At 43.1% G+C, this 26957-nt stretch carries 21 protein-coding genes and 1 pseudogene; 12 read left to right on the top strand and 10 right to left on the bottom strand.

Annotated elements, in window-relative coordinates; genetic code table 11:
- Position 1: 1 nt before the first annotated feature.
- From abiEi to R7Q09_RS07735, 3 genes are all read left to right on the top strand, one after another.
- Entirely contained in the window at positions 2-529 is a 528-nt protein-coding gene (gene abiEi, locus R7Q09_RS07745; RefSeq protein WP_025570812.1) for a type IV toxin-antitoxin system AbiEi family antitoxin, read from the top strand.
- A gap of 551 nt (positions 530-1080) precedes the next feature.
- Complete coding sequence (locus R7Q09_RS07740) at positions 1081-2250, top strand: SIR2 family NAD-dependent protein deacylase (protein ID WP_069496448.1); 1170 nt, start codon at positions 1081-1083, stop codon at positions 2248-2250.
- A gap of 3 nt (positions 2251-2253) precedes the next feature.
- A complete protein-coding gene (locus R7Q09_RS07735) occupies positions 2254-4095 on the top strand; it encodes an ATP-binding protein (RefSeq protein WP_318070686.1) in 1842 nt (613 codons plus the stop codon).
- A 71-nt stretch (positions 4096-4166) separates the two neighbouring features.
- On the opposite strand, the gene R7Q09_RS07730 is transcribed toward R7Q09_RS07735, so the two are convergent.
- Both R7Q09_RS07730 and R7Q09_RS07725 read right to left on the bottom strand, forming a co-directional pair.
- Positions 4167-4421 carry a helix-turn-helix domain-containing protein gene (locus R7Q09_RS07730; protein ID WP_011106029.1) on the bottom strand — a complete coding sequence of 85 codons (255 nt, stop codon included), beginning with the start codon at positions 4419-4421 and terminating at the stop codon, positions 4167-4169.
- A 484-nt stretch (positions 4422-4905) separates the two neighbouring features.
- On the bottom strand, positions 4906-6456 hold the full coding sequence (locus tag R7Q09_RS07725) for a PAS domain-containing methyl-accepting chemotaxis protein (RefSeq protein WP_025768974.1): 1551 nt from the start codon (positions 6454-6456) through the stop codon (positions 4906-4908).
- Positions 6457-6741: 285 nt separating this feature from the next.
- Between R7Q09_RS07725 and modF the strand changes: the two genes are divergently transcribed.
- Positions 6742-8196, top strand: coding sequence for a molybdate ABC transporter ATP-binding protein ModF (gene modF, locus R7Q09_RS07720; RefSeq protein WP_213968323.1), 1455 nt, complete (start codon positions 6742-6744; stop codon positions 8194-8196).
- Here the strand turns inward: modF and R7Q09_RS07715 are convergent.
- Positions 8184-9656 carry an EAL domain-containing protein gene (locus tag R7Q09_RS07715; protein ID WP_005386194.1) on the bottom strand — a complete coding sequence of 491 codons (1473 nt, stop codon included), beginning with the start codon at positions 9654-9656 and terminating at the stop codon, positions 8184-8186. The genes modF and R7Q09_RS07715 overlap by 13 nt on opposite strands.
- A 348-nt stretch (positions 9657-10004) precedes the next feature.
- Between R7Q09_RS07715 and R7Q09_RS07710 the strand changes: the two genes are divergently transcribed.
- The 3 genes from R7Q09_RS07710 (at position 10005) to R7Q09_RS07700 (ending at position 14919) form a co-directional block, all read left to right on the top strand.
- The gene (locus R7Q09_RS07710) at positions 10005-10739 is read left to right on the top strand and encodes an IclR family transcriptional regulator (protein ID WP_053307814.1); all 735 of its coding nucleotides are present in this window, start codon (positions 10005-10007) and stop codon (positions 10737-10739) included.
- A 6-nt stretch (positions 10740-10745) separates the two neighbouring features.
- Entirely contained in the window at positions 10746-11585 is an 840-nt protein-coding gene (locus tag R7Q09_RS07705) for an arginase family protein (RefSeq protein WP_053307815.1), read from the top strand.
- Positions 11586-11892: 307 nt separating this feature from the next.
- Positions 11893-14919 carry a DUF6701 domain-containing protein gene (locus R7Q09_RS07700; RefSeq protein WP_053307816.1) on the top strand — a complete coding sequence of 1009 codons (3027 nt, stop codon included), beginning with the start codon at positions 11893-11895 and terminating at the stop codon, positions 14917-14919.
- Between the two features lie 64 nt (positions 14920-14983).
- On the opposite strand, the gene R7Q09_RS07695 is transcribed toward R7Q09_RS07700, so the two are convergent.
- From R7Q09_RS07695 to pcp, 4 genes are all read right to left on the bottom strand, one after another.
- Positions 14984-16276 carry a DEAD/DEAH box helicase gene (locus R7Q09_RS07695; protein ID WP_053350644.1) on the bottom strand — a complete coding sequence of 431 codons (1293 nt, stop codon included), beginning with the start codon at positions 16274-16276 and terminating at the stop codon, positions 14984-14986.
- 170 nt (positions 16277-16446) lie between these two features.
- Positions 16447-17433, bottom strand: coding sequence for a CobW family GTP-binding protein (locus R7Q09_RS07690; protein WP_172563871.1), 987 nt, complete (start codon positions 17431-17433; stop codon positions 16447-16449).
- A 63-nt stretch (positions 17434-17496) separates the two neighbouring features.
- Positions 17497-17760 (bottom strand): hypothetical protein, encoded by a 264-nt coding sequence (locus tag R7Q09_RS07685; RefSeq protein WP_005375648.1) that lies wholly within the window; start codon positions 17758-17760, stop codon positions 17497-17499.
- 197 nt (positions 17761-17957) lie between these two features.
- Entirely contained in the window at positions 17958-18596 is a 639-nt protein-coding gene (pcp, locus tag R7Q09_RS07680) for a pyroglutamyl-peptidase I (RefSeq protein ID WP_262656022.1), read from the bottom strand.
- A 289-nt stretch (positions 18597-18885) separates the two neighbouring features.
- Between pcp and R7Q09_RS07675 the strand changes: the two genes are divergently transcribed.
- The 4 genes and pseudogenes from R7Q09_RS07675 to trpB all read left to right on the top strand — a co-directional run bounded on the left by R7Q09_RS07675 (position 18886) and on the right by trpB (position 21916).
- Positions 18886-19134: a hypothetical protein gene (locus R7Q09_RS07675; protein ID WP_005375646.1), complete on the top strand. Its 249-nt coding sequence runs from the start codon at positions 18886-18888 to the stop codon at positions 19132-19134.
- Positions 19135-19440: 306 nt separating this feature from the next.
- Positions 19441-19653 carry a cold-shock protein gene (locus R7Q09_RS07670; protein ID WP_005375644.1) on the top strand — a complete coding sequence of 71 codons (213 nt, stop codon included), beginning with the start codon at positions 19441-19443 and terminating at the stop codon, positions 19651-19653.
- 360 nt (positions 19654-20013) lie between these two features.
- Positions 20014-20292, top strand: a pseudogene (locus tag R7Q09_RS07665) (S1 RNA-binding domain-containing protein); the annotation flags it as partial.
- 400 nt (positions 20293-20692) lie between these two features.
- On the top strand, positions 20693-21916 hold the full coding sequence (trpB, locus tag R7Q09_RS07660; protein WP_005375643.1) for a tryptophan synthase subunit beta: 1224 nt from the start codon (positions 20693-20695) through the stop codon (positions 21914-21916).
- A 131-nt stretch (positions 21917-22047) separates the two neighbouring features.
- Here trpB and R7Q09_RS07655 read toward each other — a convergent pair whose 3' ends face one another.
- Positions 22048-23505, bottom strand: coding sequence for a DUF3360 domain-containing protein (locus tag R7Q09_RS07655; protein ID WP_054576803.1), 1458 nt, complete (start codon positions 23503-23505; stop codon positions 22048-22050).
- 410 nt (positions 23506-23915) lie between these two features.
- Between R7Q09_RS07655 and R7Q09_RS07650 the strand changes: the two genes are divergently transcribed.
- Positions 23916-24332: a VF530 family DNA-binding protein gene (locus R7Q09_RS07650; protein ID WP_005375544.1), complete on the top strand. Its 417-nt coding sequence runs from the start codon at positions 23916-23918 to the stop codon at positions 24330-24332.
- Between the two features lie 151 nt (positions 24333-24483).
- Here R7Q09_RS07650 and R7Q09_RS07645 read toward each other — a convergent pair whose 3' ends face one another.
- Both R7Q09_RS07645 and R7Q09_RS07640 read right to left on the bottom strand, forming a co-directional pair.
- Positions 24484-25734 carry a DEAD/DEAH box helicase gene (locus R7Q09_RS07645; protein WP_213903698.1) on the bottom strand — a complete coding sequence of 417 codons (1251 nt, stop codon included), beginning with the start codon at positions 25732-25734 and terminating at the stop codon, positions 24484-24486.
- A 329-nt stretch (positions 25735-26063) separates the two neighbouring features.
- Positions 26064-26858, bottom strand: coding sequence for a helix-turn-helix transcriptional regulator (locus R7Q09_RS07640; RefSeq protein WP_318070687.1), 795 nt, complete (start codon positions 26856-26858; stop codon positions 26064-26066).
- Positions 26859-26957: the final 99 nt, after the last annotated feature.

The raw sequence follows: 26957 nt of genomic DNA, 5'->3' as shown, positions 1-26957 counted from the left end.
TATGGATATTCAAACGGCGTTAGAACGTCTGCATAAATTTGATGGGCAACGCATTTACGTATATACCAAGCGCAACTTGCGAAGAGTATTTTTTGATGACAGTGAAGAAGCTTTTAAGCAAAGTTTACCGCGTTTAATCAAGTTTGGGGTACTAGAACGAGCTTGCCGAGGCATTTACGTGTTTGCTTTAAGTCGCTACAGAGGTGGTTATACCATTGAATATGTGGCTAAAAGTCTACGTCGTGGTGAATACAATTACATCTCGCTTGAATCTGCTCTTTCAGAATATGGTGTCATTTCTCAGATTCCTATTGATCGTCTGACAGTGATGACGACAGGTCGAAAAGGTGTATTCAAGACTCCATATGGGGTAATCGAATTTACACACACTGATCGCTGCGATATCGATATTCTGAACAATACAATTCTTTCTGATAGGCCTTTGAGAATCGCCACGGAGTCTGCGGCGATTCGAGATTTGAAGCGCGTTGGCAGGAATACTCATATGCTTTGCAATGAGTTTGATTGAGCACGGTAGGTTTACTAGAACTCTCCATTGAGGTCGATTTTGTAGTCACCGATGATCTCGTCCATTTCCTGTTTGAGCACAGGTGTGATGATTACTAGGCTCTGGTAGTTTTCCTCAATACCTTTACCCACCTTTACCCAGCAAGTTGAGAAAAGCGGACTTGTGCTGAGCGTCTAAAGTATCATTCTCGCCTGTTTTTGCTGAGTACTTCATAACCTGATCCTTACTTAGATAAATACACTGGCACTATGGCATAGCCTGTTTCTGCTAATCTGATTGTCACGAGTCACTATTGTACAAAACCTACTTATAGACTCTGTTTCTTCTACCTGCCTTCGGATAATGTCTAGTAATGCAAATCACTAGATTCCTTGACCGTTCACCTCTACAAAGTAGCCAAATCCTTTATGTAACCGCACTACACTTCCTAGTTTTAGTATAAATCCAATGACATCACATTACTTGCCATTATGACTTGAGTTGCTTAACTAAGAAGAGCAGTATTGCAGGAATAAAACCTTACCGCACACAAGGTAAATCAAAGGATTACAATGGAAAACCTCATAGACGCAGATTTGTTTTCTCAAGTAGAGGAACATCTGAAATGTAACGAGCAAAGCTGGTTGATGGGCGCAGGTATTAGCTTTGATGCCAAACTGCCGCTCATGTACCCGTTGACAAATAAAGTTAAAAAGGACTTAAAAACGGACAACCAGGGCATATTCGATAAGATTGTTGCCCCGTTATTCACAGAGTTGCCTCAAGAGTGCCATATCGAACACATTCTCAGCCATTTAGGTGACTATGCGGCCTTGGCGGAAAGAAATAAAGATAAAAAGGTCAGCATCAATGGTGCTGAAGTAAAGTTGGAGGAACTGCAAGAAGCCCATCGCTTAATACTTGACTCGATCTCAAATGTAATTAGAAGTGGCTATGTCGAAGACAAACAAGGAAACACAACTGAACAAGGCACTATATCTGAACCAATAGTCGAAATTGACTCTCATCTAAAGTTTATTGACACTCTATTTAATCACGCAGGTGCTGGTATTTATGAGCGGAGAAAACCCGTAAACATTTTTACGACTAACTATGACACTCTGTTAGAAGATGCTTTGGCGTTAAACAAAATTCCCTACTGGGATGGTTTTTCTGGAGGTGCTGTAGCACACCGAACCCAACGCTATGGTGAACCTGTACCTGCTAACGGTCAACGAGCCAACTTAGTCAAAATGCATGGTTCAATAGACTGGTTTCTATGTGAAAAGGGACATGTCTGGAGAGTCAGAGACAATGATCGTTATCCAAAAGCTGATCGCCGAGTTCTCATCTATCCTCAAGCTACAAAATATATAGCAACCCAACAAGATCCATTCTCAGCACAGTTTGACCTATTTCGTAAAGCTATGAACTCTCCAAATAGCAATGTGTTAGCTGTGTGCGGATATAGTTTTGGAGATGACCACATCAACAACGAAATTGAGTTCGCCTTATCTAAAAATGACAACAGAACCGTTTTGGTCGCTTTTCTTGAATGCCGAAATGAAATTCCATCCTGTCTAGAGCGATGGCGTACGTCGAGTTATGGTTCGCGAGTCATTATTGCATCACTTCATGGTCTATATGTCGGTGCGAAAGGGCCTTTCAAAAGAAAAGATAATGACTATTGGTGGACATTTGAAGGTGTCACATCAGTGCTTAAAAACGGATGTGAGGTATAAATCATGTTTACACCAACTGATGAACTGAAAATAGGTCAAGTTGTTGAGGTGTCAGGGACGACTATCAAAGTTGAAATCTCGAATAAGGTCTCTGAACTAACTCGAACTTTCGACGGTCGGGTTTATCCAATAGGACAAATCGGCAGTATGGTTAAGATCCACTACGGTCGAAAGGTTATTTTCGGCTTAGTTACAATGCTTCGAATGCGCTCTGAAGAGTTACTAGAGGCTGGTATGCCTATAAATACTGATTCTGATCAACGGCTGATGGAAGTGCAACTATTGGCCGAAGGCAGTTGGAATAACTCTAGCTCCCAATTGTCCTTTAAACGAGGTATTAAGACATACCCTCTGCCTCAGCAAGGCGTATTTTTATTAACAAACGATGAGATTTCATGTGTTTATCGCTCTGCGGAAGGTGAACGAGAAGAGAAGGTAGACCCATTAGTTCCGTTTGCTGTATATAGCGCATCGGAGTCAACTGCTTGTAGAGCGAATATAAACAAAATGTTCGGAATGCACTGTGCTGTATTAGGATCAACAGGTTCAGGGAAGTCGGGAACAGTCGCAGCAATAATTCATAGCGTCTTGGAGCACAACATTGGAGAGATGGGTTTTTCTCCGCAAATAGTTGTCATTGACCCACATGGGGAATATGGCGCTGCATTCAGTAAAAGGGCTATACAGTATAGAGCTTATGACATAGCAGCGGGTGAGGATCAGCAAGAGCTAATAAAATTACCATACTGGTTAATGTCCAGCGATGAATTTACCAGTTTGATAGTTGGCAAAACTGAAGAAAGTGCCACTAGCCAAAACAACATCGTTCAAAAAGCTTTGACGCATGCTCGAATGGTTGCGGCTGGAATTGTGCAGCCGTGCCCTAGAGAGTTTGGTTCGGAAGTATTGAAAGAACTAGAAAACCATGATGATCCAAATCTTTGTGATAAAAAAGACACATCGGAAATTCTTGAGTTTGATAGAGATAAGCCAAGACCATTTTGCTTAGATGAATTTGAGAGTCATATTCGATTTATACAAGGAGGACGTTTTAAAAAAGGCACAAAAACCCTTGAAACCTTGCCGCCTACAGATTTAGGGAAAGCTCGTATTCCATCAGTCTTAGATAAGGTGAGAGTTCTCCGAAGAGATAAGCGACTCTCTTTTATGCTGCAATGTTGGGAAGGTGAACAAGATGAAATTAGACTTCACAACGTTTTAAACCAGCTCGTTGGGGTTCCTGTTGAGGATAAAAAAGATATTAGAATAATAGATATATCAGGTCTTCCTAACGAAGTCGCAGGCCCTCTAGCTGCCTTGATTGCTAGGTTATTATTTCAATATAAAGTATTTCAGACGCAAGAAGAGAAAGAAAAAGATCCAATTCTGCTCGTATGCGAAGAAGCACATAGATATGTGCCTGATCATGGAGAAGCGCAATATGCGGCAGCACAAGGAGCAATAAGACGCATTGCAAGAGAAGGCCGAAAATATGGGGTTGGCCTAATGCTAGTAAGTCAAAGGCCCGCAGATGTAGATAGCACAGTGATATCACAGTGTGGCACTTGGGTGGTGTTAAGGCTTACTAACTCTGCGGATCAACAGCATGTTGCCCGTTTTCTACCTGATGGACTGTCAGGGATGGTTGGTGCACTACCTATATTATCTCAGCAGGAAGCTATATTTGTTGGTGAGGGCGCTGCTCTGCCCTCGCGAATCAGAGTTAGAGACCTTAGTAAAGAACAACTGCCTAAGTCAAACACAATACCTTTTGCTGAAGGTTGGGCTAATGGTCGCTTAAAACTAGACGAGCTTGAGGCTATTGCTGAGAGAATGTGTAGCTGAACAAGTTAAAGTACGATTCTTATTGACTGTCTATTTAGAGGCAAGTGATACGAAAGAAGGTCTATAGGATTTTACCAATCATCAGGATCACGAAGCTTTGCCTGTTCACGGCTTACAGCTTTGTCTTGAATATGTAGCTCAAGATCTAGTGATGACAGCAGGCGCATCAGACTTTCGATACTGGACGAGGCAGGATCACGTTCAAGTTTCGATACCGTGGTCTGTTTTAGACCCACAATATCGCCGACTTTGGTTTGGTTGCGCCTTTGATTCCTGCGTACATCACGCAAGTATATCCCCAGTTGCTTAGGACTTGTTATGAGCATATCTGCCTCCAATCTAAATTAACCCCTGTAGGGGATATTAGCACTTTAACCCCTGCGGGGGTTAGAGTTAATTTTACCCCCGCACAGGGGTAATCAGTAATAGCTAAGACTAAGAGGATTAGTTGACTGGGTAAAGATACTAGAAAATATTTTGGCTTATATGCCTGATGCTCTTGCTAAGTTCGATTGTTTTCGTATACTGATTGTGATTAACATTCGTCAACGTGACATTTGGTTGATGAACGTAGAAAGCTAGAAAATTCAAGAGCTTGATATATATAGGTTTTCAAAGAGATGGGGTTCAAATCCCTATCTCTCCGCCACTTATTTAGAGAGCTCGCATTTATTGCGAGCTTTCGTCGTTTTAGCTCTTACAAAAACGAGATTTAGAAATCCTCGCTCGTAAACGAATCCAGCACTTCACTATATTCCAGTTAAAAGCCCGCTAATGTTTAGCGGGCTTTTAACTTCGATTTTCTAAAGTTTAAGCAAACTTTTTAATCATTTCAGACAGGTCATTGGTGCAATTTTGCACTTTGGTGTTCATATGATTCGTTTCAGTCATCAGTTCATACGATTCACTGTACTTTAAATTAAGCGACTGGATGTTTTCATTTATTTCATCCGTTACATAAACCTGCTCTTCTATCGCGACCGCAATTTGTTGGTTTCGTTCGACAACGTCTTGAACAAGGGATTCCAGTTGTTGAATGCTATCCAAAGCAGTACCTAACAATGTTACCGTTCCGGTCGACATTTCGTTACCTTTCTCTAACGCAGAAACCGCTGATTTGCTCCCATTTTGAATTCCTTCAATGGCCGATTTAATCTCTGTTGTCGATTCCTGAGTTCTTTTAGCTAAGGTTCTCACTTCATCTGCTACAACGGCAAACCCTCTGCCTTGTTCGCCTGCCCTCGCGGCTTCAATTGCAGCGTTCAACGCTAATAAATTAGTTTGTTCGGCAATACCATTGATGACTTCAACAACGGTTCCAATTTGCTCGGTTTGTTGGTTCAAACGTATGACCACTTTAGATATTTCGCCGAGCTCACCCACCAGCTCTAGTACCGATTGGTTAACATTATCGATAACGCTACGGCTGTCTATCATCGTATTTTGCGCTTCTAACGTAGCCTCGGCGGTCGCTTGAGCATTATTTGATATCTCAGATGAAGAGGCTTGCATCTCGTTGACCGCTGTTGCGACCGAGTCAATCTCCACTTTCTGTGCGCTTAAGTTCTCCGTCACTTGCTGGCTATTTGTCGCAGCACTGTTAGCACTTGCGCGCGTTTTTTCGCAAGAGTCTTTTACAGACACGCCAACGCGCCCCAATAGCGCATTGGCAAATTGCTTACGCATCTTCATACCCAGCTCAATCTCAGCCAGATCGTTGATTCTTCCGCAATAAATATATTCCATGAGTGGATTGTTGAAGTCTTGCCTAGCCTGTTTAGCGAGCTTCTCAACTGGTCTGGTTAATACATAAATAGAGAAAACGGAAAGTAACGCAACAACGCCAAACGCTATCACTGGTGATTGATTCATTTGTAGAATGAGTAAGCCAAGAAGGTTTGAAATTAAAAGGAAGAAGGCCGATCTCATCCACAAACGTGTACGAGGAAGATACATTTTCCACGGCTTACGATTATTTCGAAGCTTCGAATACGCTTTTTCCGCTCGCTGGATGTGTATACGCTCAGGTTTAAATCTCACTGATTGGTATTCCACAACTTCACCATTAGATTTTATAGGAGAAGCAAACGCGTCCACCCAATAATAGCCGCCGTTTTTACGTCGATTTTTGACCATTCCCATCCAGTGTTTGCCAGTTTTCAGGTGAGTCCATAAATCTTTAAAAGCCTGTTTTGGCATATCAGGATGACGCACAACATTGTGGGGTTTACCGATAAGCTCCCCTTCATCAAACCCCGCTACTTCATTAAAGTTTTCACTGGCATATTTGATGTAACTGGAGGTATCGGTAATGGAAACTAGGCTGTAACTCGAAGGGTAATCGTATTCCGTTTCACTCATAAACATGTGTCCTTACATTGATTAATTAACAAACGGCAAATATGAATTTATCAGCATAACATTTACATGCATAATGATAGATTGATTCAAAAATAAAACAAAATTATTGACAATCTTACTTGTTACTTAATGACTCTAGTCGCATTTTTATCCTCTAATACAAGGCTTCGTTGATATGCACAAGACTGAGCACTGTTCAAAATTAATACACAAAAGCGCTTCCGTACTGAGTTCGTAAATTGTTATAAGTAATCCACTAAAACGAAAACAAGGAAGACAAACACAATGACTATTCACTTTCGTCAGCTTGCAGCTAAGAGAAACACGACACACTTGTTTATTGACGATTGGAAAATTAACACTCAGCAGTCTTGGGGGATATTCAGCGCGGATGGAGATATTGGCTCTCTGCTTGGAGACCTTATTTGTGATGAAATGTCACCAGATAGTGGGGAAATTGAGCTAAATGGGCTGTCCGTTGCGCAAGTGTCGTTATCAGAGCAACAGCGATTACTGGAAAGAGAATTAGAAAAGGATGATACGGATTTTCTTGATCGTATCGACCAAGGGAGCACTGTTTATTCATTAATCCTAGAGCAGAGCCAAGACACCAACTTAACTGAACAGCTAATTAATGATCTCGACCTAAGTCATCTTAGAGATAGTGGCTTCCGTGTTCTCTCTACCGGAGAAACCAGAAGAGTAATGCTCGCCCGAGCTTTAGCCACACAACCTGACTTAGTATTACTCGATAATCCATTTACTGGCTTAGATATTGCGCACCGAGCTGCTCTCGCTCGCTATTTACACTCGCTTTCTCAAAATGTGCAACTACTCATAACCTTCTCTCGCGAATCTGACATGCCTGAGTGGATCAATAGCATCGCGCTTTTCAGTGCAGGAAAGCTTGATAGTACAATGGATAAGTCTAGTTGGGATAATCATCCAATCATTGGACAAATTAAATCTCAGTCAAAGCAACAGAGTGAAGAAATGATGAGCTTGATACGTCAGCATCAGCACTCGACACCATTCAACAACCCAATATTTGAACTAAAGAATGGGACTGTTGAATACACCGATAAGAAGATTTTTACTGACTTGAACTGGCGCATAGACAAGGGCCAACATTGGCAGGTCAAAGGCCCAAATGGTTGTGGAAAGAGTACCTTACTTGGATTGATCTTTGGCGATCATCCGCAATGCTACAGCAATGACATTGATATTTTTGGTAAAAAGCGTGGTACTGGCGAGACAATCTGGGAAATTAAGCAGCATATCGGTATGGTGTCTTCAGCGCTACACCTCCAATATCGAGTCAATTGCAGCGCATTAGAAGTCATTTTGTCAGGATTTTACGATTCGATCGGGTTGTATAACCAGCCAACTCGCAAAGAGATGGATATTGCAAACGAGTGGCTCGATATCTTACATATGAGCCAGTACAAAAAAACCTCATTTAAGCAATTAGAGTACGGCCAGCAGCGACTATTACTGATTGCAAGAGCCATCGTGAAACAACCCACATTATTGATTTTGGACGAGCCGTATCAAGGGTTAGATTTTTTGGGTAGACGGTTAGTTAAGAACACACTTGAACTCATCGCTAGAGAGAATTTAAGCCAACTATTGTATGTGTCTCACTACCAAGAAGATCGCTTAGATAGCATCAAAAATGAGTTAGAGTTTGTGTTTGATGAAAATGCTCAGTGTTATAGAGCTAACGTCTACCAATCATAATGACTTCGCTGCGCAAGCTGCTCATAAGGTAATGGTTTGGAGTACAGGTATCCCTGATGATATCTCACTCCCATCTGCTTTAAGTGTTCAGCTTGCGCTATGGTTTCCACGCCTTCAGCGATCAATTGTACTTGTAATTCTTCCGCGAAGTGAACCATCGCTTTTAAGACAGAAGCACTAAGGCTAGGAATACCAATGGTTTCGACAAAGCACTTATCGATTTTTAAGTAATCTATGCGCATGTGCTGTAGAAATGCTAACGAGGTTTGGCCAGTTCCAAAATCATCGATCAGCACATCAATACCATGCACTCGCAGTGCTGCAATGCATTTTCTCGCCTCTGAATCAATGAGCTGACGCTCCGTTATCTCTACCCCTAATGAGACTTTGTTTCGGCTCAACTGTCTGTCGAGCAATTGAATTTTTCTGATCGCGTTTGGTCCGACTAAATAACCAGGCGGCACGTTAATACCAAGGTGGACAGGCTGATCAAAGCCTAATTTACTGAAGTCCTCTGCCGCTTTATCCAGAACGAAATCAGTAAGTAAAAAAACCAATCCACTTTGCTCTGCCGCAGGGACAAACTCATCCGGAGAAATGAACCCCTTACTTTGATGCTCCCATCGCACTAGCGCTTCAAACCCGAATAACTGGCCGGTATCAACGTTAACTTGCGGTTGGTAATACAGGGTCAACTCTCCTCTTTTTATCGCTCTTTTAAGATCCAGTATCAAATTGCGATGGGGATCAATAAACTTATTCAACGCATACAAGCAAAGGTAGATAACGAAAATAATTGGAATTGAGTACAAAAAATAGGAAAGTGTTCTCTGTTTGACGAAAAGATCGCTGGCTTCGCTCAAAGCTTCATACTCAAACATTTGCGACGATTTGATACCGATAGGATTACTTCCCGCTCTTAATGCTCCTTCAGGTGAAACTTGATCATGGATAAACAGCGCAGAGCGTTTTAGGCGTAAATCGTTGTTAAACCCTATTGTTGCATTAAAGTAGTCATGATCGATAATCGTTACGGCTTGATAACCCCGCTCTCCCTCCGTTACCACTAGCAAGAACTGATCGTACAAGCTATCAACACTACCAAGCGCTAGCGTTTGTCCCTTGGGAAAGGCGATGTGCTCAGCTAACGGTTTAGAGATACTTCCCAATTTCGAAGAACAAGTAATGACTCCCTCTTTCACAATGAGCATTTCTTCAATATCTCGTTCAAACATTAAGCTTTGCTGGAGCTCTTCACATCGTTCAGGGTGTAGCAGCGCCGTGCGGTTTTCTGTCTCTATTTGGAATAAAATTTCATCTGCAATTTGCACATTTTTTTCTAATAAATGATTGAGATTGTTTTGCACGCTTTCACGAGCTAAATACAAAACTTCTCCAATAACCAAGGGAATAGGCAGAAGGAAAATGATGGCTTTTTTAAAAATCGCCTTATTCAGCATATAAAAGTAACCTTTTATAAAACCGATTTACTGAGATGGTACCTCGATTCCGATACCCGCTAGCAACTCACGTTTTTTAACATTATTTGTTTGGATTAACTCAGTATGCGAAACGCTGAGTAATACCGCAAACTAAACAATGTCTTATTCACTCCTGTTCCAATTTAGTATCAAGCGCCTCAAACCTGAGACTTTAATTCGACACCATGTTATGTCTATCGGTACTTGCGAAAGTCTTTACCGGTCTGTTTCTCATCATGTAAGAATTACCCATTAAAATTATTTTTCTTTTCTCAGTAATTAAGAATTATATTTGTCGTAACTCCTACAACACGTTACAACACTCTCATGACGACAAACAAAGCTAATGCTAACCAGGTAAACGAAAAATCACTGCAGTTGTTAATGCAAGTTGCAGTTAGTCCGTTCCCAGTTTCTGCGAAAGCGCTAAGCGAGCAATTGAACGTTCCTTTAAGCAGCCTTTACCGACACTTAAAACTGCTTAAAGAGTGGAACTTGATCGAAGAAAGCGTTCACGACAAGACATTTGTCGTTGGTCCAGCGGCATTATTACTCATGCACAGCTATGAGACCGCGCAACATGGGCTCGACATGGTCGAAACCATACTGGCTAGGTTGGTACAACAAACCGGGGAAATGGCCGCTTATATGGTACCAGCTGGTTATCGTGCGCTTTGTGTCAGACAGAAAGAAAGTATGCAGGCGCTGCGTTGCAGCTTCGTCCAGGGTCAAAGTCAACCTCTGCTGCGCGGTGCCTCATCTAAAGTGATGCTCGCTTTTATGCCTCAAAGTCGATGCGAGAAAATCTTGAGATATTTTAATCAAGATCACCGACGAGACGAGTGGGAAAAAGAGCTCACAACCATCCGTAAACACGGATATGCCGTCAGTACTTCTGAGATTGACCCTGGTGTTTCAGGTATAAGCGCACCGGTAATGAAAGGAAGCAAACTGATTGGCGCAGTCTCGGTGATGGCTCCGGCCCACCGAGTCGAAAAGGATAAGCAGCGCATTATTTTACATGTACTGCAAGCGGCAAGGGCACTACCACCAGAAAGGTAATTCATCATGTTAAGCTTTTTCAAACGCTATAAACTCCATCACACAGTGAAACAGCCGCAACATTACCCTTTTTCTTTTATGACAGTGTGCGAGTATTTACCTCCTATGTCGAAGGGTGCGTTTGAATTAGCTGATCAAAGTTTGGAAAATGCTAGTGATTGGCTTTACCAACAACATGATCATGAAACCGCTGAAAACTTTGGTCACTTCAACCACGACAAGCTGGAAAATGGCGAGTTTCAGGAAGCGTTAAGTCTTTCGCTTTCTCGTCATTCTATTCCCGTTTTAGTGACCAACTGTACCGAGGCAATCTTGTCAATGTTACCTGTGGTCGTATCCTATCGAGACGAAGTGGGTGTGGTAAATATTGGACATGACATGAACTTGAAACCAACACTTGAACCACGTTTAGGCTCTGCATTCCATTTTGCTCTTTCTCGCTATCAAAACGTACGATTGTTTTTTGCTGGCGTCAGTGAGCAAGAGACGAAGCAGGAAACGTGGGAATACGCGGAAGATCAAGGTTGTGATTGGGTGACCGAGAAAGAGTTTTCTTTTCGTCATCGCAATAACGTTAAGCAACAGATCGGCAATTACCTAGACCACTGCGACCAAATAATCATTAGCATCGACCTTGGATCTCTAAAAACCAAAAACAGCCTTGATGGCGCGTCAGAAATTGATATCCAAATGGTTCTACGCACGATTAGGCAATGTCTGGTTGCAGGTAAAGTGAGGGCAATTCAGCTCGTTGGCGATCGAGATTGCCTGGTCTATTCGAGACAAACGAAAGCCATACTAGAAGAGTTATATCAGATGGCTCCACTCATCGTTCACGCTGCATAGCGTTATAAACATTCAGAATCAGGATCGCTTCCTTCCTGATTCTGAACCAACATGCTTACTTATTATCCTTAACTAACAAATAGTTACACATATAAATCGACACACATCACACTGGCCTCTTGAACTAACCTGACACTTACGTTGTAATAAGGCCGCTAAACTTTGGTATGACATACGAAATAAAAAATAACCAAAGTTCAATAACTAAGCTGCTTCAAAACAAAAAATTACCGCAGCTATTCCAATTTCAGTGAGCATTTGCTCACGCTCGCTTGATGCCATCTTGTTCCACTCATTAGGACATTTGATGATGCGTCTCTGCAGTATTTTCACTGCGGTTCTTTTTTTACCGCTAACCTCACACGCCACCACTTATGACGTAAAAGATCTATCTGAGTTAGGTCAACTTTGCTCACACAAGAGTTTTAGTATCGAAAGCGATGGCACGACTTATCGCTGTACAGGGAAACTAGTCCTACCCGCTGATGATAAAATTGTCTCCTCATTACCGGAAAAAGAGATAACGTTAAAAGCAGATTATGGAATTGTGTTAGAGGGGAATAATACGATTGGTGAACCCAATAAACGTATCTCTCTACACGCCCTCGCTACCGGATTAACGGTTAACAATGAGAAAGCATCAAACCTCGACGATTACCAAAACAAACACACTGTCATCTATGGTGATCTTCTATCGGCATACCCAACAAAGCTGCATAACATTCTCATAGACGGGAATATTAAGCTAACAGGTTCGACACTTAACATTGATGGAACGTACAACACCATTATTGGTGACATTTTGACTCACAGCACGACCAATATACTTAATACAAACATCTGTGGTAAGGTCGAATCACAAGGCGAAACACTACACCTAAAAACAAACCATCCTTTACAAGACCATTTTGTCGTCGGTGATGTTTCTGCGCACAAATCTCTGATTATAAAAGATATGTCGATCTATGGTACGGCTGAATCTGTAGGATCGTCAGCTACATTAAGTGGCTCATTCTATAGTTCCACCGCAGCAATTAAATACTTCCAAACATTGAACTTCAACAACGCTCCAAATCAGCCTAGTCAAGTTTGTGGTGAAATCCAACAAACGCCAGGAAGTGCACAAACGAAAGCACAAGACAACAAATACACGCAATACTGTGGATTGGGCGAGGCTGATTGTCACTACTCTTCCCAAGTCTGTCCAATCACCCCTCAAGATGTTCCGAATTGCAGCATGCAGCCTCCATCGGAGAACGACTTAAACCTCAGCGTCACACCATCGGACGACATGGCACTGATGTGCGGCGACGATCTTCCGCAATTTACAGCAACAACAACCAATAATGGAGAAGTTGTAAGCGCAGAAGTCAGTGCAGCCCTATCACACCCTGACTTGTTCACTTTAGAGGTGGTTAAAGGTCAGCAGACATTAGGAGCCAACCAATTTATATCTGACGAGAATGGTGAACTTGTTGTTCGAGTGGTTCCGAATAATATTGATACGATCTCGTTAGATACCAACTACACACTAACTTTCACTATGGCGAAAGACACGAGCAAGCATCAAACTGTTCGCTTTATGTTTACGCCATTTATGTTTGAGGCCTACTCAAAGACGAAAAGCGCAACTTTAAATGAAATACGCGTTATTGCAGGTAAACCAGAAAACGTGCATACGCGATTGCTTGCTTGTGCCTCCACCGGCGAACCTGTAGTGGCAAGCAACTACAATGGTACGCCTAAGGTTTTTCATCCATTGGTTCAACCATTAGGAGGAAGTGAAGGAAACTTTAGCTATTCAGCGGAATTTAAAGACGGCTTGTCTGAACATGGTCTTGTCACGAACGAGTCCGGCATATTTGAAGTGACATTGTCCGATCATTTTGAATGTGAGGGATTTGAAGAGTGCCCTGAAGAAGGCAAAGTGGAAGTGAAAGGGACATTTAATGTGCACTCGCGACCATGGACACTCGCTATTTGTGACAACCAACGTGCTTTGCCTTCTGGCACCTCTGAACAAGGAGAAGGGTTTCTTGCTGCTGGAGAACTTTTCTCTCTAACGGTGAAACCAATCATTTGGCAACCTGACGGTTCTGTAAGTGGGTCTGTTGAATCAGCACGCTATTGTGATGCTTCTATCACCCGTAATTTTACGCTTGATGACGCTCCAGCAGCATCGGTTGTCTTGTCGAGTGAGCAACATACGCCATCAGAGACAGCGAACCAAACCTCAAAATTGCTAAAAAGTAGTGACTCACTGGCTCAGGCGCATAATTCAGCCAAGAATGATCAATTCGTCTTTAATGGATTATATTGGGAAGAAGTCGGGAGCTTGAGAGTAAAAGCAAACCTAGAAAGTAAATATCTAGGTATGACTGTGAACGAAGGCTATCGTTACGTTGGTCGTTTTTATCCAAAATATTTTCAAGTGCAAGACCAAGAATGGCACTACCCACATGGCCAAACTTTTGCTTACATGAATCAACCTTTTGAGAAAGTCACTTACGATGTTGTCGCACTCAATGCGAATAAGGAAAACGTGAAGAATTACGTCCACTTTTCGTCTAACCTTCAACAACATTTCGATTTAGGCGAGCTAAGCTCATACTCCGATCGGTTTTTGCCGCCTAAGCCTAAGAAGGTAGACTGGAAACTACTGGGTAGCGCGAGTGTTGGAACGTTTGTTATAGAGAAGCCCTCGACCAATGCGACTTGTAACAATAGCCCATGCTGGAAAAAGAACACGACAGATAAGCAATATCCTGATGGTCCATTCAATACCGAGACTAATAGTGATATCAGCCAAATAGGTTTAGTCTCAGTAAAAGCCGTTGATGAGGTAAACTTCTTCGACGATAGCGAAGTGCTCACAAAACAACCAGACATTCGATTCGGTCGTTTGAACTTTCAAGATGTAGGTGGCAACCAAGGCATGGTGATCAAAGTGCCACTTGCTGTAGAAACTTGGCAAAACGGTCGATTTACGACTAACTTCGATGACAGCTCAACAACGGCGAGTGGTGAATATTACTTCAGCACGCCAATTTGGTCTCATGCGCCAGCAAACAACGCCCTGCTTTCTGGCGTTGGAACGATGAGTATTGGCAGAATGACCGATATCGTTGCAAGCCAAATTGACTCAGCACGCGAGCAAATACAATTCCACCTGGATTTAGACGGCTCAGGTAATCGCATCCCTTGGCTGAAATACGACTGGGATAGCTCTACAAGTGAAGAGGAAAACCCACCCGTCATTGTTACGTTTGGTATTCACCGAGGAAACGATCGCATTATTTATCGTGGTGAGCCAAATATGCTTGGCCTAAATTAACGCGAAACGACAAAACAAAAAAAGCCCCTCAATTGAGGGGCTCTTTTCACACAGACTGTGTAATTTACTTTGCGCCACGACGCGCTTTCAGGCGCTTCACCATAGCAAGACGACGCTCTGCCGACCCTTGGTCTGTTGCCGACTGGTTCGGATTATTACGACGACCTTGACGATTCTTGAATGCTGGTTTTGAGTGCAGCTTTTCAATGTAAGATTCACGCTGTTTTGGTTCATAGCCAGCAAGCTCAATACGGCGAATTCGCTGCTGGATTAGATTTTCAACCTGAACAACCGTGAGTTCTTCATCTCGATTTACAAATGAAACGGCATGACCTTGTTTACCTGCACGGCCTGTACGACCAATTCGGTGAACGTAATCTTCCGCTAGGAAAGGCATGTCATAGTTCACAACGTGAGGTAAATCTTCAATATCTAGACCTCGAGCAGCGACATCGGTAGCCACCATGACACGTGCTTTACCGGACTTAAACTCTTCTAGCGCACGACGACGAGCGCTTTGAGCACGGTCACCATGACAAACCACCGCTTTGATACCATCAAGTTTCAGCTCTTTTACAACGTCGTTTGCGGTCTCTTTGTAGTTCACAAATACCAACACTTGTTTCCAGTTCTTACGACCAATCAGTTCCGAAAGCAGTTCCGTTTTTCGCTCTTGATCAACTGGATATAACACGTGAGCAACTGTCTGTGCTGTCGTATTCGCTCGCTCAACTTCAATACGCTTAGGCTTACGCAGGATATCTTTTGCTAGCAGATTTAGTTGGCTCGAAGTCGTTGCAGAAAACATCATAATTTGCGGATCAGTATCCACATCTAGCATGATCTTACGAACTGCATGAATAAAGCCCATATCCAAGATACGGTCTGCTTCATCAAACACCAAAAACTCTAAGTGTGCCACCGAGACATTACCTTGTTCGATGTGTTCTTCCAATCGACCAGGTGTAGCCACAAGGATATCAACACCATTTTCCAGTGCCGCAACCTGAGAAGACATTTTACGGCCACCGAAAATCGCCGCCACCGACAGATTGGTGTACTTCGTGTAAGCTTTGATGTTGTCAGCAATTTGTTCAGCAAGCTCGCGAGTTGGAGCCAAGATAAGTGCACGAGCAGTCTTACGAGAAGCGCTACGGTTACTGTCTAACAACTGCTGAATCATAGGCAGAGAAAACGCAGCCGTTTTACCAGTACCTGTTTGTGCTGTAGCGAAAATATCATGGCCTTTGCGAGCCATTGGAATCGCCTTCTGTTGAATTGGCGTTAACTTTTCATAACCGCATTCTGCCAGTGCTTTAACCACTTCTGGCGCAAAACCTTGAGATGAAAATGACATTGAGCGTATTCCTTAAACAAACCACTAAAAATAGCTTTAAAAATTTAGCCGTGCACTATACCCGAATTTGAGTGATTTATCTCACTTTTCTCATTGAAACGCTACAAAAGCAAAAACGGCGAACACAGACAGATTGCTGGCTCACCGTTTCCGTTTAACATTTGTTCGATTTAACGCTTGATGCCAGACAACTGAAGGAGAATTTGCTCAAGTTCATCCCATGGCAACAGCTGAGAATCTATCACTTCTAATCGTGATTCAAACCCTTCTAAGCTGATTTCATTCACCGACACGACTCGGTTGGCAACATTAAACGCGTAACACCCCTGATCCGTGTTGACCACCGCTTTAACACGTTCAGCCGTTAAGTCCGAAAGCATTGAGAAGAGTTTATCAAAATCAAACGTGTACTCTGCCCCAAACAACCACCCGCAACTAAAATACCCTTGCCCTTTGTTCTCTTTACGCACAAAGGCTTCACCTGGCGGCAACTGGAATTGAGGCTCTTGGTGAGCATGGTCATGATGATGTGACTCGATATGGGAAGAAGCGCTGCCGTAAACCCGTTCGATATCCAAGACTTCTATCGGTAACTCACCATCATGAATAAGCTTACTGAATACTTTTGAGGGAGATTGGTCCGTCACCCAGTCATTAAACACATCAATGTCGTGACTGGTACAAAGGTCAACCTTACTGCCTATAACCACATCTGCGCTGTCTAACTGGTCCACGAAATTTTGGTTAGAAAGGTATTTTTCATCACTTAAGTTACGCGGATCAACCAGAGCGATCGTCGCTTTTAGATCAACGTAAGGTTCATACTGCTGTGAGGTAAGCGTCGCGATAACCTGTTTTGGATGACCAAGGCCTGTCGGCTCAATCAATAAACGGTCCGGTTTTTGGCGCAGTAACGCGGTAATACCGACCGACATTGGCACGCCCGCCGTACAACACATACAGCCACCCGGCACTTCTTTAATCAGCGCACCTTGGTCGGTCATCAATGCACCGTCGATGCCAATCTCACCAAATTCATTGACCAAAACCGCCCAGTTTTCGTTTTCCGGTTTGTTCTTCAGTAGATTTAAAATCGTGGTCGTTTTACCGACACCCAAAAATCCGGTCAGTATGTTGGTTGGTACTCGATTTGACATGCTTATCTCCGACACGTTAGTGCATTAATGCTCCAGCAAAGTATACGGAGAATGTGACTCGCTTCAACGCTTTTTATCGCACGCATCAAGCTCATTGCGTGATGCGTTGGAACACATTTTTCGAGCTTGTTTGGGTTGACTTATCAACTCCGAACGCTTCATATCAGACAGGTATCTACTGGTATAAATAACGCAAGTAAAAAACGCGATAATAGCGACTACAATGGGAAGAACTCCGAGTGTGTTTTCGAATTTAAGCGCAGCGATAGCCAATGCGAAAACAACGACAGAGATAAGTGCGATAGACTTACTTTTGTTGCTTTTCATGATAACTCGCCTTTCGTAAGGGTAGCCCCTAATACCTCCTGTATTAGGGGAGTGCCAGTTTGAACAACATCCAACCTGACTATTCAATGCTACTCCTTTCGCTACTTGTGAAATTTGACAGAGCTAACATTTATTACAACATCAAACGATGAACTTATTACTAGCTTTCAGACACTTAGTGGACTGTAAAGCACTTACTAGCAAATCGCTCCACCGCTTACCAGGATATCGCTATCATTGGCAATACAAACTTGCGCCACCAGCTTTAGTCCTTCGACTATCATGTCCAAAGACATAGAAGGCTGACTGCCATCTGCTGCTTGTTCTGGCAATAATGGAATATGAACAAACCCGTGACGAATCGGATTGTCTTTCAAGTAATGTTGGATCCCATAAAAGAGATGGTTACATACAAATGTTCCAGCACTGTTGGAAATCTGGCTAGGTATACCCTGCGTTTGCAACGTTTGCACAACACGCTTTATCGGTAGTGTCGAGAAGTAAGCATCAGGACCCTCAGCCACCACGGGTTCATCAATCGGTTGATAACCAACGTTATCTGGAATACGAAAATCATCGACATTAATTGCGACACGCTCTGGGGTTATCGCGCTACGCCCGGCCGCTTGCCCTACAGTAATCACACAGTCTGGCTGGTGCGCTTCTATTGCTTCAATAACGACTTTCACCGAGTCGTATCGAGCTACGGGGACTGGGCAAGTAACTATCACACCGCCTTTTATGGCCGCAGCCTCTAATTGCTTGACCGCTTCTAAGGCGGGGTTAATGGCGTCACCACCAAAAGGTTCAAAACCGGTAATCAGGACTTTCTTCATAACAGCCTTTAGGAAAAGAGTTTTACAAATTATTGCACTCCCCTTCACCCCATCCAATAGCAAAAGTATTGATGAGATAAACCAGACAACATTATGTGACTCATGTCTAACCAGAGAGTGTTTTCTGCCTCATTGAATCTAGGCAAGTTCCGGACTATCGAGACTAACTTATTGATGATTAGTGGCAGGGCAAGGTTCTCTCATTACATGACGCACGTAGAAGCTTGGTTTCCACGCTTAACTTAGGTAGAGTACGCGACCGCAATGCAATTCGAAGAGATTGAATACAATGAATATTGATAACCATGTAATCGAAACGATTGAAGAGTTAGAGGCATTTCTGCATTTAGTAGAAAGCGGCGCTCTTGGCCTTGAAGGTGTCACTGGCGTTGCGCTAGCCACCTCTAATACCGATGGTCGTCCATTTGTTGCCGTATTAGGAGAAAAGCACCAATTGCTCCTTGGCCGCTGGGTTTCGCAGCACGTATATGACAATGGTAAAGACATCGTTCGTAACGGCCCAACCAGAAAACACTAAGCGCTCGACGCCACCTATAACATCACGCCGTCTTATACACCAAGCGTATGCTTTGAAAGCAATGCGCTTGGTGTACTCAAAAAATAAAAAAGAAAAGGCTAGCCTTTATTAATTTTGTCGGTATACTGCACATCAGCTCTTACGGAAAGAGCTATTAATGTAATTAAAGATCAAAGTTTCTCTCAGTTCCACATCGAATTCCTCGTTTACGTTCCTGCGACAAAATAGTTATCTCTAAAATCATATAGTAGCACTTGATATTAGCTAAAAATTCAATATTTAAAACAATCAAATATAGAGGTATCTATGTCTAATAAATTAACTGGTTCAGTAAAATGGTTCAACGAAACTAAAGGTTTTGGTTTTATTTCTCAAGACAATGGCGGTGATGACGTATTCGTTCACTTCCGTTCTATCGTTTCTGAAGGCTTCAAAACTCTTACTGAAGGCCAAAAAGTATCGTTCGTTGTTGAACAAGGTAACAAAGGTTTACAAGCTGCTGAAGTAACTGCACTGTAATTCTTTGTGTGGCATCAACGTTGTTGGTGCCACCATCCCCTTCCACTTATTACTGCCCTTACTATTCTCTATCTAAGTTTATATACCCAAATCACTTACCTCTCCCACACCATCATTAATTACTTTCAATAAAGTCACTTTGGTATACATCTTTAGGTAATCACACTACCTACCTTGCAATTCCAGTTTGGAATTAAGTTAATCTGATTCATATCTGAATCACTTCGCCTCATGCTTTGCTCATATAAATAAAGTTTATAAAATAAAAGCGATTGGCGAATATAAGAGAAAAAAATGAAATTAAATATATCTGCTCAATCAATAAATTCTAATACTTACGAGCACATTATCCCTAGCTGAGAGATTGAGTTTGCACTGAAATGTCATTACATGAAGCCATTTATCGGGCAACACTTCGGAGCATTTATTGAGTTAGAGGAAAACCGAATCGAAGGTCTCATTCCTTTATCAAGTTTCCAAAATGGTGAGTTCGAATTTGATGCAGTCAAACAAAAAATTTCCAGCCAGAGCGCCACGTTTACTTTAGGGACCAAAGTGCACGTGTTGGTTAAAGACACCGATTCGAAACAAAGAAAGATCATGTTCAACTTAAAAGACGCGGAACACGCGGTAGGTTAGCCTGTTTTAGGTTACTTTCTAATCCATTAATCAAAAATAAAAAATAAGCTTTTAATACCGCAATTAACTTGTGACATTTCGCTGACATCGACTCATTCTAAAACCCTAATATCTGACAAAGGAAACGAATCTAATTTTTGTTTCCAGACACCATCGCAGAGTGTATTTCCAGCACTCTGTTTGCCTCGAGAGGTTCTTATGACAGCCTAGGATCTCTCGAGGCTTTTTTGCACCTATTCAAACCACCTGATTCTACATCACAACTATTATCCCCTACACAAGCTGTACTTTTTAACTAGTGCACTAGATCGCGAACTCTGATTTAAGCAACTGATCACACAACCACTTCTAAATTTTGGGTATAAAAGTATCAATACTTTCGTTAACTAGGATGTAAATAATGAAAAACTCGTTTGATCTCACTATGCCCAACGAAGAAGGATACTTTGGTGAATACGGTGGTAGCTTTGTTCCACCTGAGCTTGAACAAATCATGCATGACATCAACGCAGCTTATGAGGAATGCAGCAAAGATCCTGAATTTAAAGCGGAACTCGCTCGCCTGTATAAGCACTTTGTTGGACGACCTAGCCCAATCTTCCATGCGGAAAACTTGTCTAAAAAATACGGAGCAGACATCTACCTAAAGCGCGAAGACTTAAACCATACTGGCGCACATAAAATTAACCACTGCTTAGGAGAAGCCATTCTCGCTAAAAAGATGGGTAAGAAGAAACTAATTGCAGAAACTGGCGCAGGACAACACGGTGTTGCGCTTGCTACAGCCGCGGCATTGGTTGGCTTGAAATGCGACATTTACATGGGTGAAGTTGATATCGCCAAAGAACATCCGAATGTCGTCCGCATGAGAATCCTTGGTGCTAATGTCATTCCTGCCACTCATGGGCGCAAAACCCTCAAAGAAGCGGTAGATTCTGCATTCGAAGCTTATCTGAAAGATCCTGATACACAACTTTATGCGATAGGCTCTGTCGTTGGCCCTCACCCATTCCCTAAAATGGTACGAGATTTCCAATCAATTATCGGTAACGAAGCACGAGTTCAATTCAAAGAAATGACCGGCAAGTTACCCAATAATCTCGTCGCATGCGTTGGAGGTGGTTCTAACGCGATGGGGCTATTTACTGCTTTCTTAGAGGATGAACAAGTCGCCATTCACGGCGTTGAACCTGCGGGCCGCTCTTTGCAAAAGGTTGGCGAGCATGCTGCAACACTCACACTCGGTGAGCCAGGTATCATGCACGGATTTAAGTCTTACATGCTTAAAGATGCGCAAGGCGAACCTCAGGAAGTGTACTCTGTAGCAAGTGGCTTGGATTACCCATCGGTTGGGCCTCAGCATAGTTACTTAAAAGACATTGGCCGTGTCAATTACGGCTCAATCAGTGATGACGAAGCGATTGATGCCTTCTTTGAGCTGTCTCGTGAAGAGGGAATAATCCCTGCTATTGAATCCTCACACGCTGTCGCTTACGCAATTAAACTCGCGCAGCAAGGAGAAACCGGCTCGATTTTGATCAACTTATCAGGCCGTGGTGACAAAGACATTGATTTTGTCGTTGAACACTACGGCGCAAAATACGGCATTGAATCACTCATATAGCCTAACTCCGTAGCCTAACCCTACATGCAAAAAGCTACCTGGTACTAGGTAGCTTTTTGTTTTTGTCTACTATTTTAAGAAGCAAGTCCCTTTACTCACTGTTCTCACTATACCTTTAGAGCATAATTCGATTAACCGATAAGAGCTGGAATGCCTGGAAGCTGACCAACAACAGCAAGGGAGCCTGCACAAACGATAAACGCAGTGCCAGGAATCAGATATTTATCTTTGCGCGATAGTTCGTTAGCACGCTCATGGTCGCCGATAAGCCCGAGGTTATCCAACAGCATAGTGATTGCCCAACCGAAGACAGGATTAACGAATGCACAGGCAAAAATACAGATACCTGCACTGAGTGAATCTTTATGTTTATGGATCATCTGCATACCCGCTTCAAGAAGTGGTAAGAATACACCCACAATCAAAGCAACGCGCAGAACAGGTTCCCACATTGCTAGATCCATTGGGTAGCCAATTACCGCCGCCGCAATACACATGAAACCCGTTAACAGTGCGCCACCTGGAATAGGACGTTTGGCAATTGCGGCTGGAATCATGTACGTACCCCAAGAAGAAGCTAAATTACCGCCACCTAATAGTGAACCAACCCCCTGACGAACAGACGCTCCGACCATCGTGTCGTCGACATCCATGAGTACGCCTTTCGCTTCTTTTGGGTAGTTAAGTTCTTGAAACACACGATGGCCGAGATAATCAGGGGACCACATAGCGACTGCCAATAGAGCAAATGGAGTCACGGCAATAAAGTGCTCTAGGGTTGGCCAGCCTAGCTGCCAGCCTGTATCTTCCCCCCACCAGTAGAATGGACTGAAATTAGGCAGGCCCGGCTCTGTGGTAAAAGCAAACTCAGCGCCCATCAAATAAGCAACAATACCCGCGAGTGCAGAGCACAATGGGATAGCGAGCCAACGTTTATTGATCTTGGCTAAGTAAGCGTAAACCATAACGGTTAGGCCTATGACCACAAACGAAATGTAACCTTGGTCCGTACTTGCAGCCCACGCTTCCGTCTTATTAATTTGCCCGAGCAACCCAACAGCACCAAGGTAGATCAACAACCCTCCTCGAACCCCGATACCAGTCAGAGTCATGAGTTTAGAGCCACCTTTGGTTAAAGCGAGAATTAAACCAAAAACACATACCATCAAACCTAGCGCGAGAGGGTGCCCTCCTGCAGCTGCGATCATAGGAATCAGCGGTATCATTGGGCCATGGGTTCCCGCTAAGTTTGCATTCGGGTTTAGGATGGCAGAAAACAAGATGACGAACAGGGCTCCAGCGATAAGTAATTCGTAACGCACGTTTTCTGCAATGAATTCCGGAGATAAACCAAACTGAGCAGCAAAAGCGGAAACCATGGCAGTGACCATAACCACTTTACCAATGGTTGCTGCTAATGCAGGTACCCAGTCTTCGATTTCAATACTGTAATCACGTGAGGGCAAATGAATTCCCCAGCGACGGAAACTCATGACGGTTAAATCATGATTTAGAAAGTCTTCTCGGTTTTCAAATTCATGCGGTTTTTTGCGCACATCCCTGTAAAAAGTCTTACTTTTGTCAGACATTGAGTCATCCTTTTATGTTTCAACGTTGAACTACGTCAACTAGAGTTTCGCTTGGTAGACAGACCAATACGAGACAACACCCACATCAAACATCGAGGCCACACCAAGAAAGTGGTATGGCTAATTTTTGATTTGAACCTATTAAGCATGTATTGCTATCGGTAGGAATATTAGACATTAGTAAAAGAACAACAAAAATCTCACTTATTACACAATAATTTAACATCGAGCTGGGACGCTTGAACTTTTAAGAGTCATTTTTGAGCAGAGAGCCAAGTAGAGCGGCCAATTCCGATTTATACTTTCAAGGTAGAGAGCACTGTGCTCGCATCCATCGCAAAGTAACTATAGATATCTCTGCATTGTATACTTTGTTAAACTCCGCCCTTTAATGAGTAAGGCCCTTAAAAATGATGACTGACGAAGAGAGAATCGAGCTGCAACAGAACAATCCACTGCACGGGTTAAAGCTAGAGACTATGTTACAAGAGTTAGTAGATTTTTACGGCTGGGACATTCTAGATACAGCAATGCGTTTTAATTGCTTTAACACTAAGCCTTCGATTGCAAGTAGCGTGAAGTATTTAAAGAAAACCGAATGGGCGAGAGAAAAATTAGAAAACTTTTACCTTTATCGCTTTAAGCGTATGCCACGCGCGAGCGAAGAAGAATACAACTTACCACCAAGAGCTCGTACCTTCCCTCATGGCCTTGAACCTAAAGAGCCAATGCCGCTAACCGTTGACTCTATTCTTAAGTCACAAGCTAAAGCAGCGTCTGCATTTAAAAAGCGTTCACCTCGCGGACGCCCTGCTCGTCGCCAATAACACTATCTTGAAAAGCAATAGAGCCCTACTGGTAGCTCCAGCAGGGCTCTATTGTTCTTTAAAGGAATGGCTAGAAGCGAAGACTCAAGCTAGTGAGCATTCCCTTTCTCCAGCAACTCCCGTAAGTAAACTCACATGTAGTTTACGTTTTCTATTGATTACGCTTTTTCTTCTTTTTACCCGTACCTGCTGGCTTCGCTCGCGGCTTCATTGGTAAAAAGTAGGCTTCACTCTGATCGTCTTCCACTTCAAAACCGACTACGTGCTCGCGTTCAAGTTGGAACTTATTTTTCTTTTCTATCACTTTGAAATGGTGGTAGTCGTCGTAATCGATAAGAGATAATCCTAAACCTACTTCACCAGCACGACCACTACGACCGATTCGATGCATATAATCAGCAGGGCTACGCGGAAGATCGAAGTTAATCACCACTGGAAGTTTTTCAATATCAAGGCCGCGTGCTGCGATATCGGTGGCAATAAGAACTTGAATCTCGCCAGACTTAAAACCGTCAAGGACACGAGTACGAGCGCCCTGCCCTTTATCACCATGGAAAACTTCAGCGGTAATACCGCGTTTTGACAGCTTTTGAGCTAAATGGTTACAGGCATTCTTAGCATTCACAAAAATCAAAGTCTGTCGCCACTGATGCTGTTTGATTAAGTGCGCGAGTACCGCCGTCTTCTCACCTTTATTTACACTAAACACGCGCTGCACCAAAGTGCTGGCTTCTGCGCTCTGCAACTGAACTTCAACAGGGTCGCGGAGCAACTGCTGAGCCAGCGTCGTGACTTTATCAGGGAAAGTAGCAGAAAATAACAGCGTCTGTTTCTTCTCTGGTAGTAACGCAAGAATCTTATTCAGTTCTTCGGTAAATCCGAGGCTCAACATTCGGTCGGCTTCGTCAAGAACAAGCGTTTTTACTTGGTCCAACTTAATCGCGTTACTGGATACCAGATCAAGTAATCGACCCGGCGTTGCAACAATGATGTCACAGCCACCACGAAGCGCCAGCATTTGTGGGTTCACCGATACACCACCAAATACGGCAACCGTTTTGATCTTATCTCTGAGATGGTATGAGTAAGATTTGACGTTATATGCCACCTGTGATGCCAACTCACGAGTTGGTACTAAAATCAGGTGGGAAACGAAGTTGCCACGGCGATTGTTTGATTCGTCTTGCTGAACAATTTTTTGCAAGATTGGCAGCGAAAAAGCAGCGGTTTTACCAGACCCCGTATTGGCACCACCAATAATATCTTTCCCTTCAAGGATATCAGGAATAGAACGGGATTGAATGGGCGTCGGTTGGCTGTATTCCAACGCTTCTAGTCGCTCGACTAATGTTGGAATCAGGCCAAGATCGGCAAATGTCGCTTGCTGTGTTTTATCTGTCATTACGATGAGTGGCTCAGTGCTAGTAAAGGCCGTGTATCTTATGCTATTTCGCGTCTGGATGTTAGAAATAATGGCCCAAACAGAAGATTGGTGAAAGAAGCACTATAGGGTTCAGGAATTTCCTTTCACTAACATGAGTTAATGGTTTCCGTAACCAATACTCTACGACCAAGATGGTAGCGTTCGCGACGAATCTATTATCCACTTCGAAATTGATTTCAGCTCATTCGGGCAGAAAGAAGCTAGAAGCACTTGCTTATGTTGCGTGAGTAAATGAATGTAAACCTCAGTACATAAAAACGAACCTAATTTAGGTAAGCTCTTGGCAACTATATGCCACGACTCGAAAAGTAACGCGTGGGTGAATCGCCATAGACCCGACGAAACATCGCAATAAAGTTACTGGGCGTCGAATAACCTAAAGCATGTGCAATATCTCCCACCGATTCCCCTCGAGCTATCATTTCTAATGAATGTATTAGCAGTACTTGTTGCCGCCATTCACTATAACTCATGTTTAACTCACTTCGAATCAATCGTCTTAACGTCCGAGATGAGACTGCCCCAATATTGGCCCAATGCTCTACAGAATGCTTGCTGTTTGGGTCTATTAAAATTGCTTGAGTAACTTTTTGCAGTCTCGGATCTCTGGGCAGTGGGATGTGGAGTGACTCATGAGGGCTATTGACGATTTCATCGGATATTACGGCGAGAATACGTAAAGACTGTATGGATAGATCGTCTGTTTTGCTCCATATCGATGCTCTAACCGATAGGGCTTTCAACACATCGCTCATTTGGATAACACAAGGTCTCATTGGAAACCGCTCACAACTCTCTGGAGTAAACAGTAATGAACGACCTTTCAGAGAACCACAAAAATAAACACTGTGCATCGCACCCGGGGGAATCCAACCAGCTCGGTGAGGTGGTAGTATCCACGTTCCTTCATCGGTTTTTACCTGTATTAGCCCTTCATCTATACACAGTAACTGGCCTCGATGATGACTGTGCCAATTATGTGGCCGTTGATCCAAATGGTTGAAGTCGCTCCTTTCATGCTGCCACTCCTTAGCGATCAGTGCGGCGCCATTTTTCCATTCGCTGTAATCAGAGTTTGTCACTTTATTTACTCAATTCCATTTTGGCCATTATTCATTATTTTCTGTCCTCTTAACGTTACCATAGCAAGTTAGCGTTCGAGTAACATTTTAGCAACGATC

This window comes from Vibrio sp. 2130-1, from assembly GCF_033339515.1.
The sequence above is the reverse complement of the archived record's forward strand: the minus strand, read 5'-3'. Positions and strand labels throughout refer to the sequence as shown.

What these genes read in the sequence shown, in the direction of transcription:
- R7Q09_RS07675 (WP_005375646.1), top strand. Translation starts at nt 18,886, where the DNA reads ATGAATATTGATAACCATGTAATCGAAACGATTGAAGAGTTAGAGGCA.
- modF (WP_213968323.1), top strand. Translation starts at nt 6,742, where the DNA reads ATGACTATTCACTTTCGTCAGCTTGCAGCTAAGAGAAACACGACACAC.
- R7Q09_RS07710 (WP_053307814.1), top strand. Translation starts at nt 10,005, where the DNA reads ATGACGACAAACAAAGCTAATGCTAACCAGGTAAACGAAAAATCACTG.
- R7Q09_RS07690 (WP_172563871.1), bottom strand. Translation starts at nt 17,433, where the DNA reads ATGTCAAATCGAGTACCAACCAACATACTGACCGGATTTTTGGGTGTC.
- R7Q09_RS07740 (WP_069496448.1), top strand. Translation starts at nt 1,081, where the DNA reads ATGGAAAACCTCATAGACGCAGATTTGTTTTCTCAAGTAGAGGAACAT.
- R7Q09_RS07730 (WP_011106029.1), bottom strand. Translation starts at nt 4,421, where the DNA reads ATGCTCATAACAAGTCCTAAGCAACTGGGGATATACTTGCGTGATGTA.
- R7Q09_RS07695 (WP_053350644.1), bottom strand. Translation starts at nt 16,276, where the DNA reads ATGTCATTTTCATCTCAAGGTTTTGCGCCAGAAGTGGTTAAAGCACTG.
- R7Q09_RS07715 (WP_005386194.1), bottom strand. Translation starts at nt 9,656, where the DNA reads ATGCTGAATAAGGCGATTTTTAAAAAAGCCATCATTTTCCTTCTGCCT.
- R7Q09_RS07655 (WP_054576803.1), bottom strand. Translation starts at nt 23,505, where the DNA reads ATGTCTGACAAAAGTAAGACTTTTTACAGGGATGTGCGCAAAAAACCG.
- R7Q09_RS07645 (WP_213903698.1), bottom strand. Translation starts at nt 25,734, where the DNA reads ATGACAGATAAAACACAGCAAGCGACATTTGCCGATCTTGGCCTGATT.
- R7Q09_RS07725 (WP_025768974.1), bottom strand. Translation starts at nt 6,456, where the DNA reads ATGAGTGAAACGGAATACGATTACCCTTCGAGTTACAGCCTAGTTTCC.
- R7Q09_RS07685 (WP_005375648.1), bottom strand. Translation starts at nt 17,760, where the DNA reads ATGAAAAGCAACAAAAGTAAGTCTATCGCACTTATCTCTGTCGTTGTT.
- R7Q09_RS07735 (WP_318070686.1), top strand. Translation starts at nt 2,254, where the DNA reads ATGTTTACACCAACTGATGAACTGAAAATAGGTCAAGTTGTTGAGGTG.
- R7Q09_RS07700 (WP_053307816.1), top strand. Translation starts at nt 11,893, where the DNA reads ATGATGCGTCTCTGCAGTATTTTCACTGCGGTTCTTTTTTTACCGCTA.
- R7Q09_RS07650 (WP_005375544.1), top strand. Translation starts at nt 23,916, where the DNA reads ATGATGACTGACGAAGAGAGAATCGAGCTGCAACAGAACAATCCACTG.
- R7Q09_RS07705 (WP_053307815.1), top strand. Translation starts at nt 10,746, where the DNA reads ATGTTAAGCTTTTTCAAACGCTATAAACTCCATCACACAGTGAAACAG.
- R7Q09_RS07670 (WP_005375644.1), top strand. Translation starts at nt 19,441, where the DNA reads ATGTCTAATAAATTAACTGGTTCAGTAAAATGGTTCAACGAAACTAAA.
- trpB (WP_005375643.1), top strand. Translation starts at nt 20,693, where the DNA reads ATGAAAAACTCGTTTGATCTCACTATGCCCAACGAAGAAGGATACTTT.
- abiEi (WP_025570812.1), top strand. Translation starts at nt 2, where the DNA reads ATGGATATTCAAACGGCGTTAGAACGTCTGCATAAATTTGATGGGCAA.
- pcp (WP_262656022.1), bottom strand. Translation starts at nt 18,596, where the DNA reads ATGAAGAAAGTCCTGATTACCGGTTTTGAACCTTTTGGTGGTGACGCC.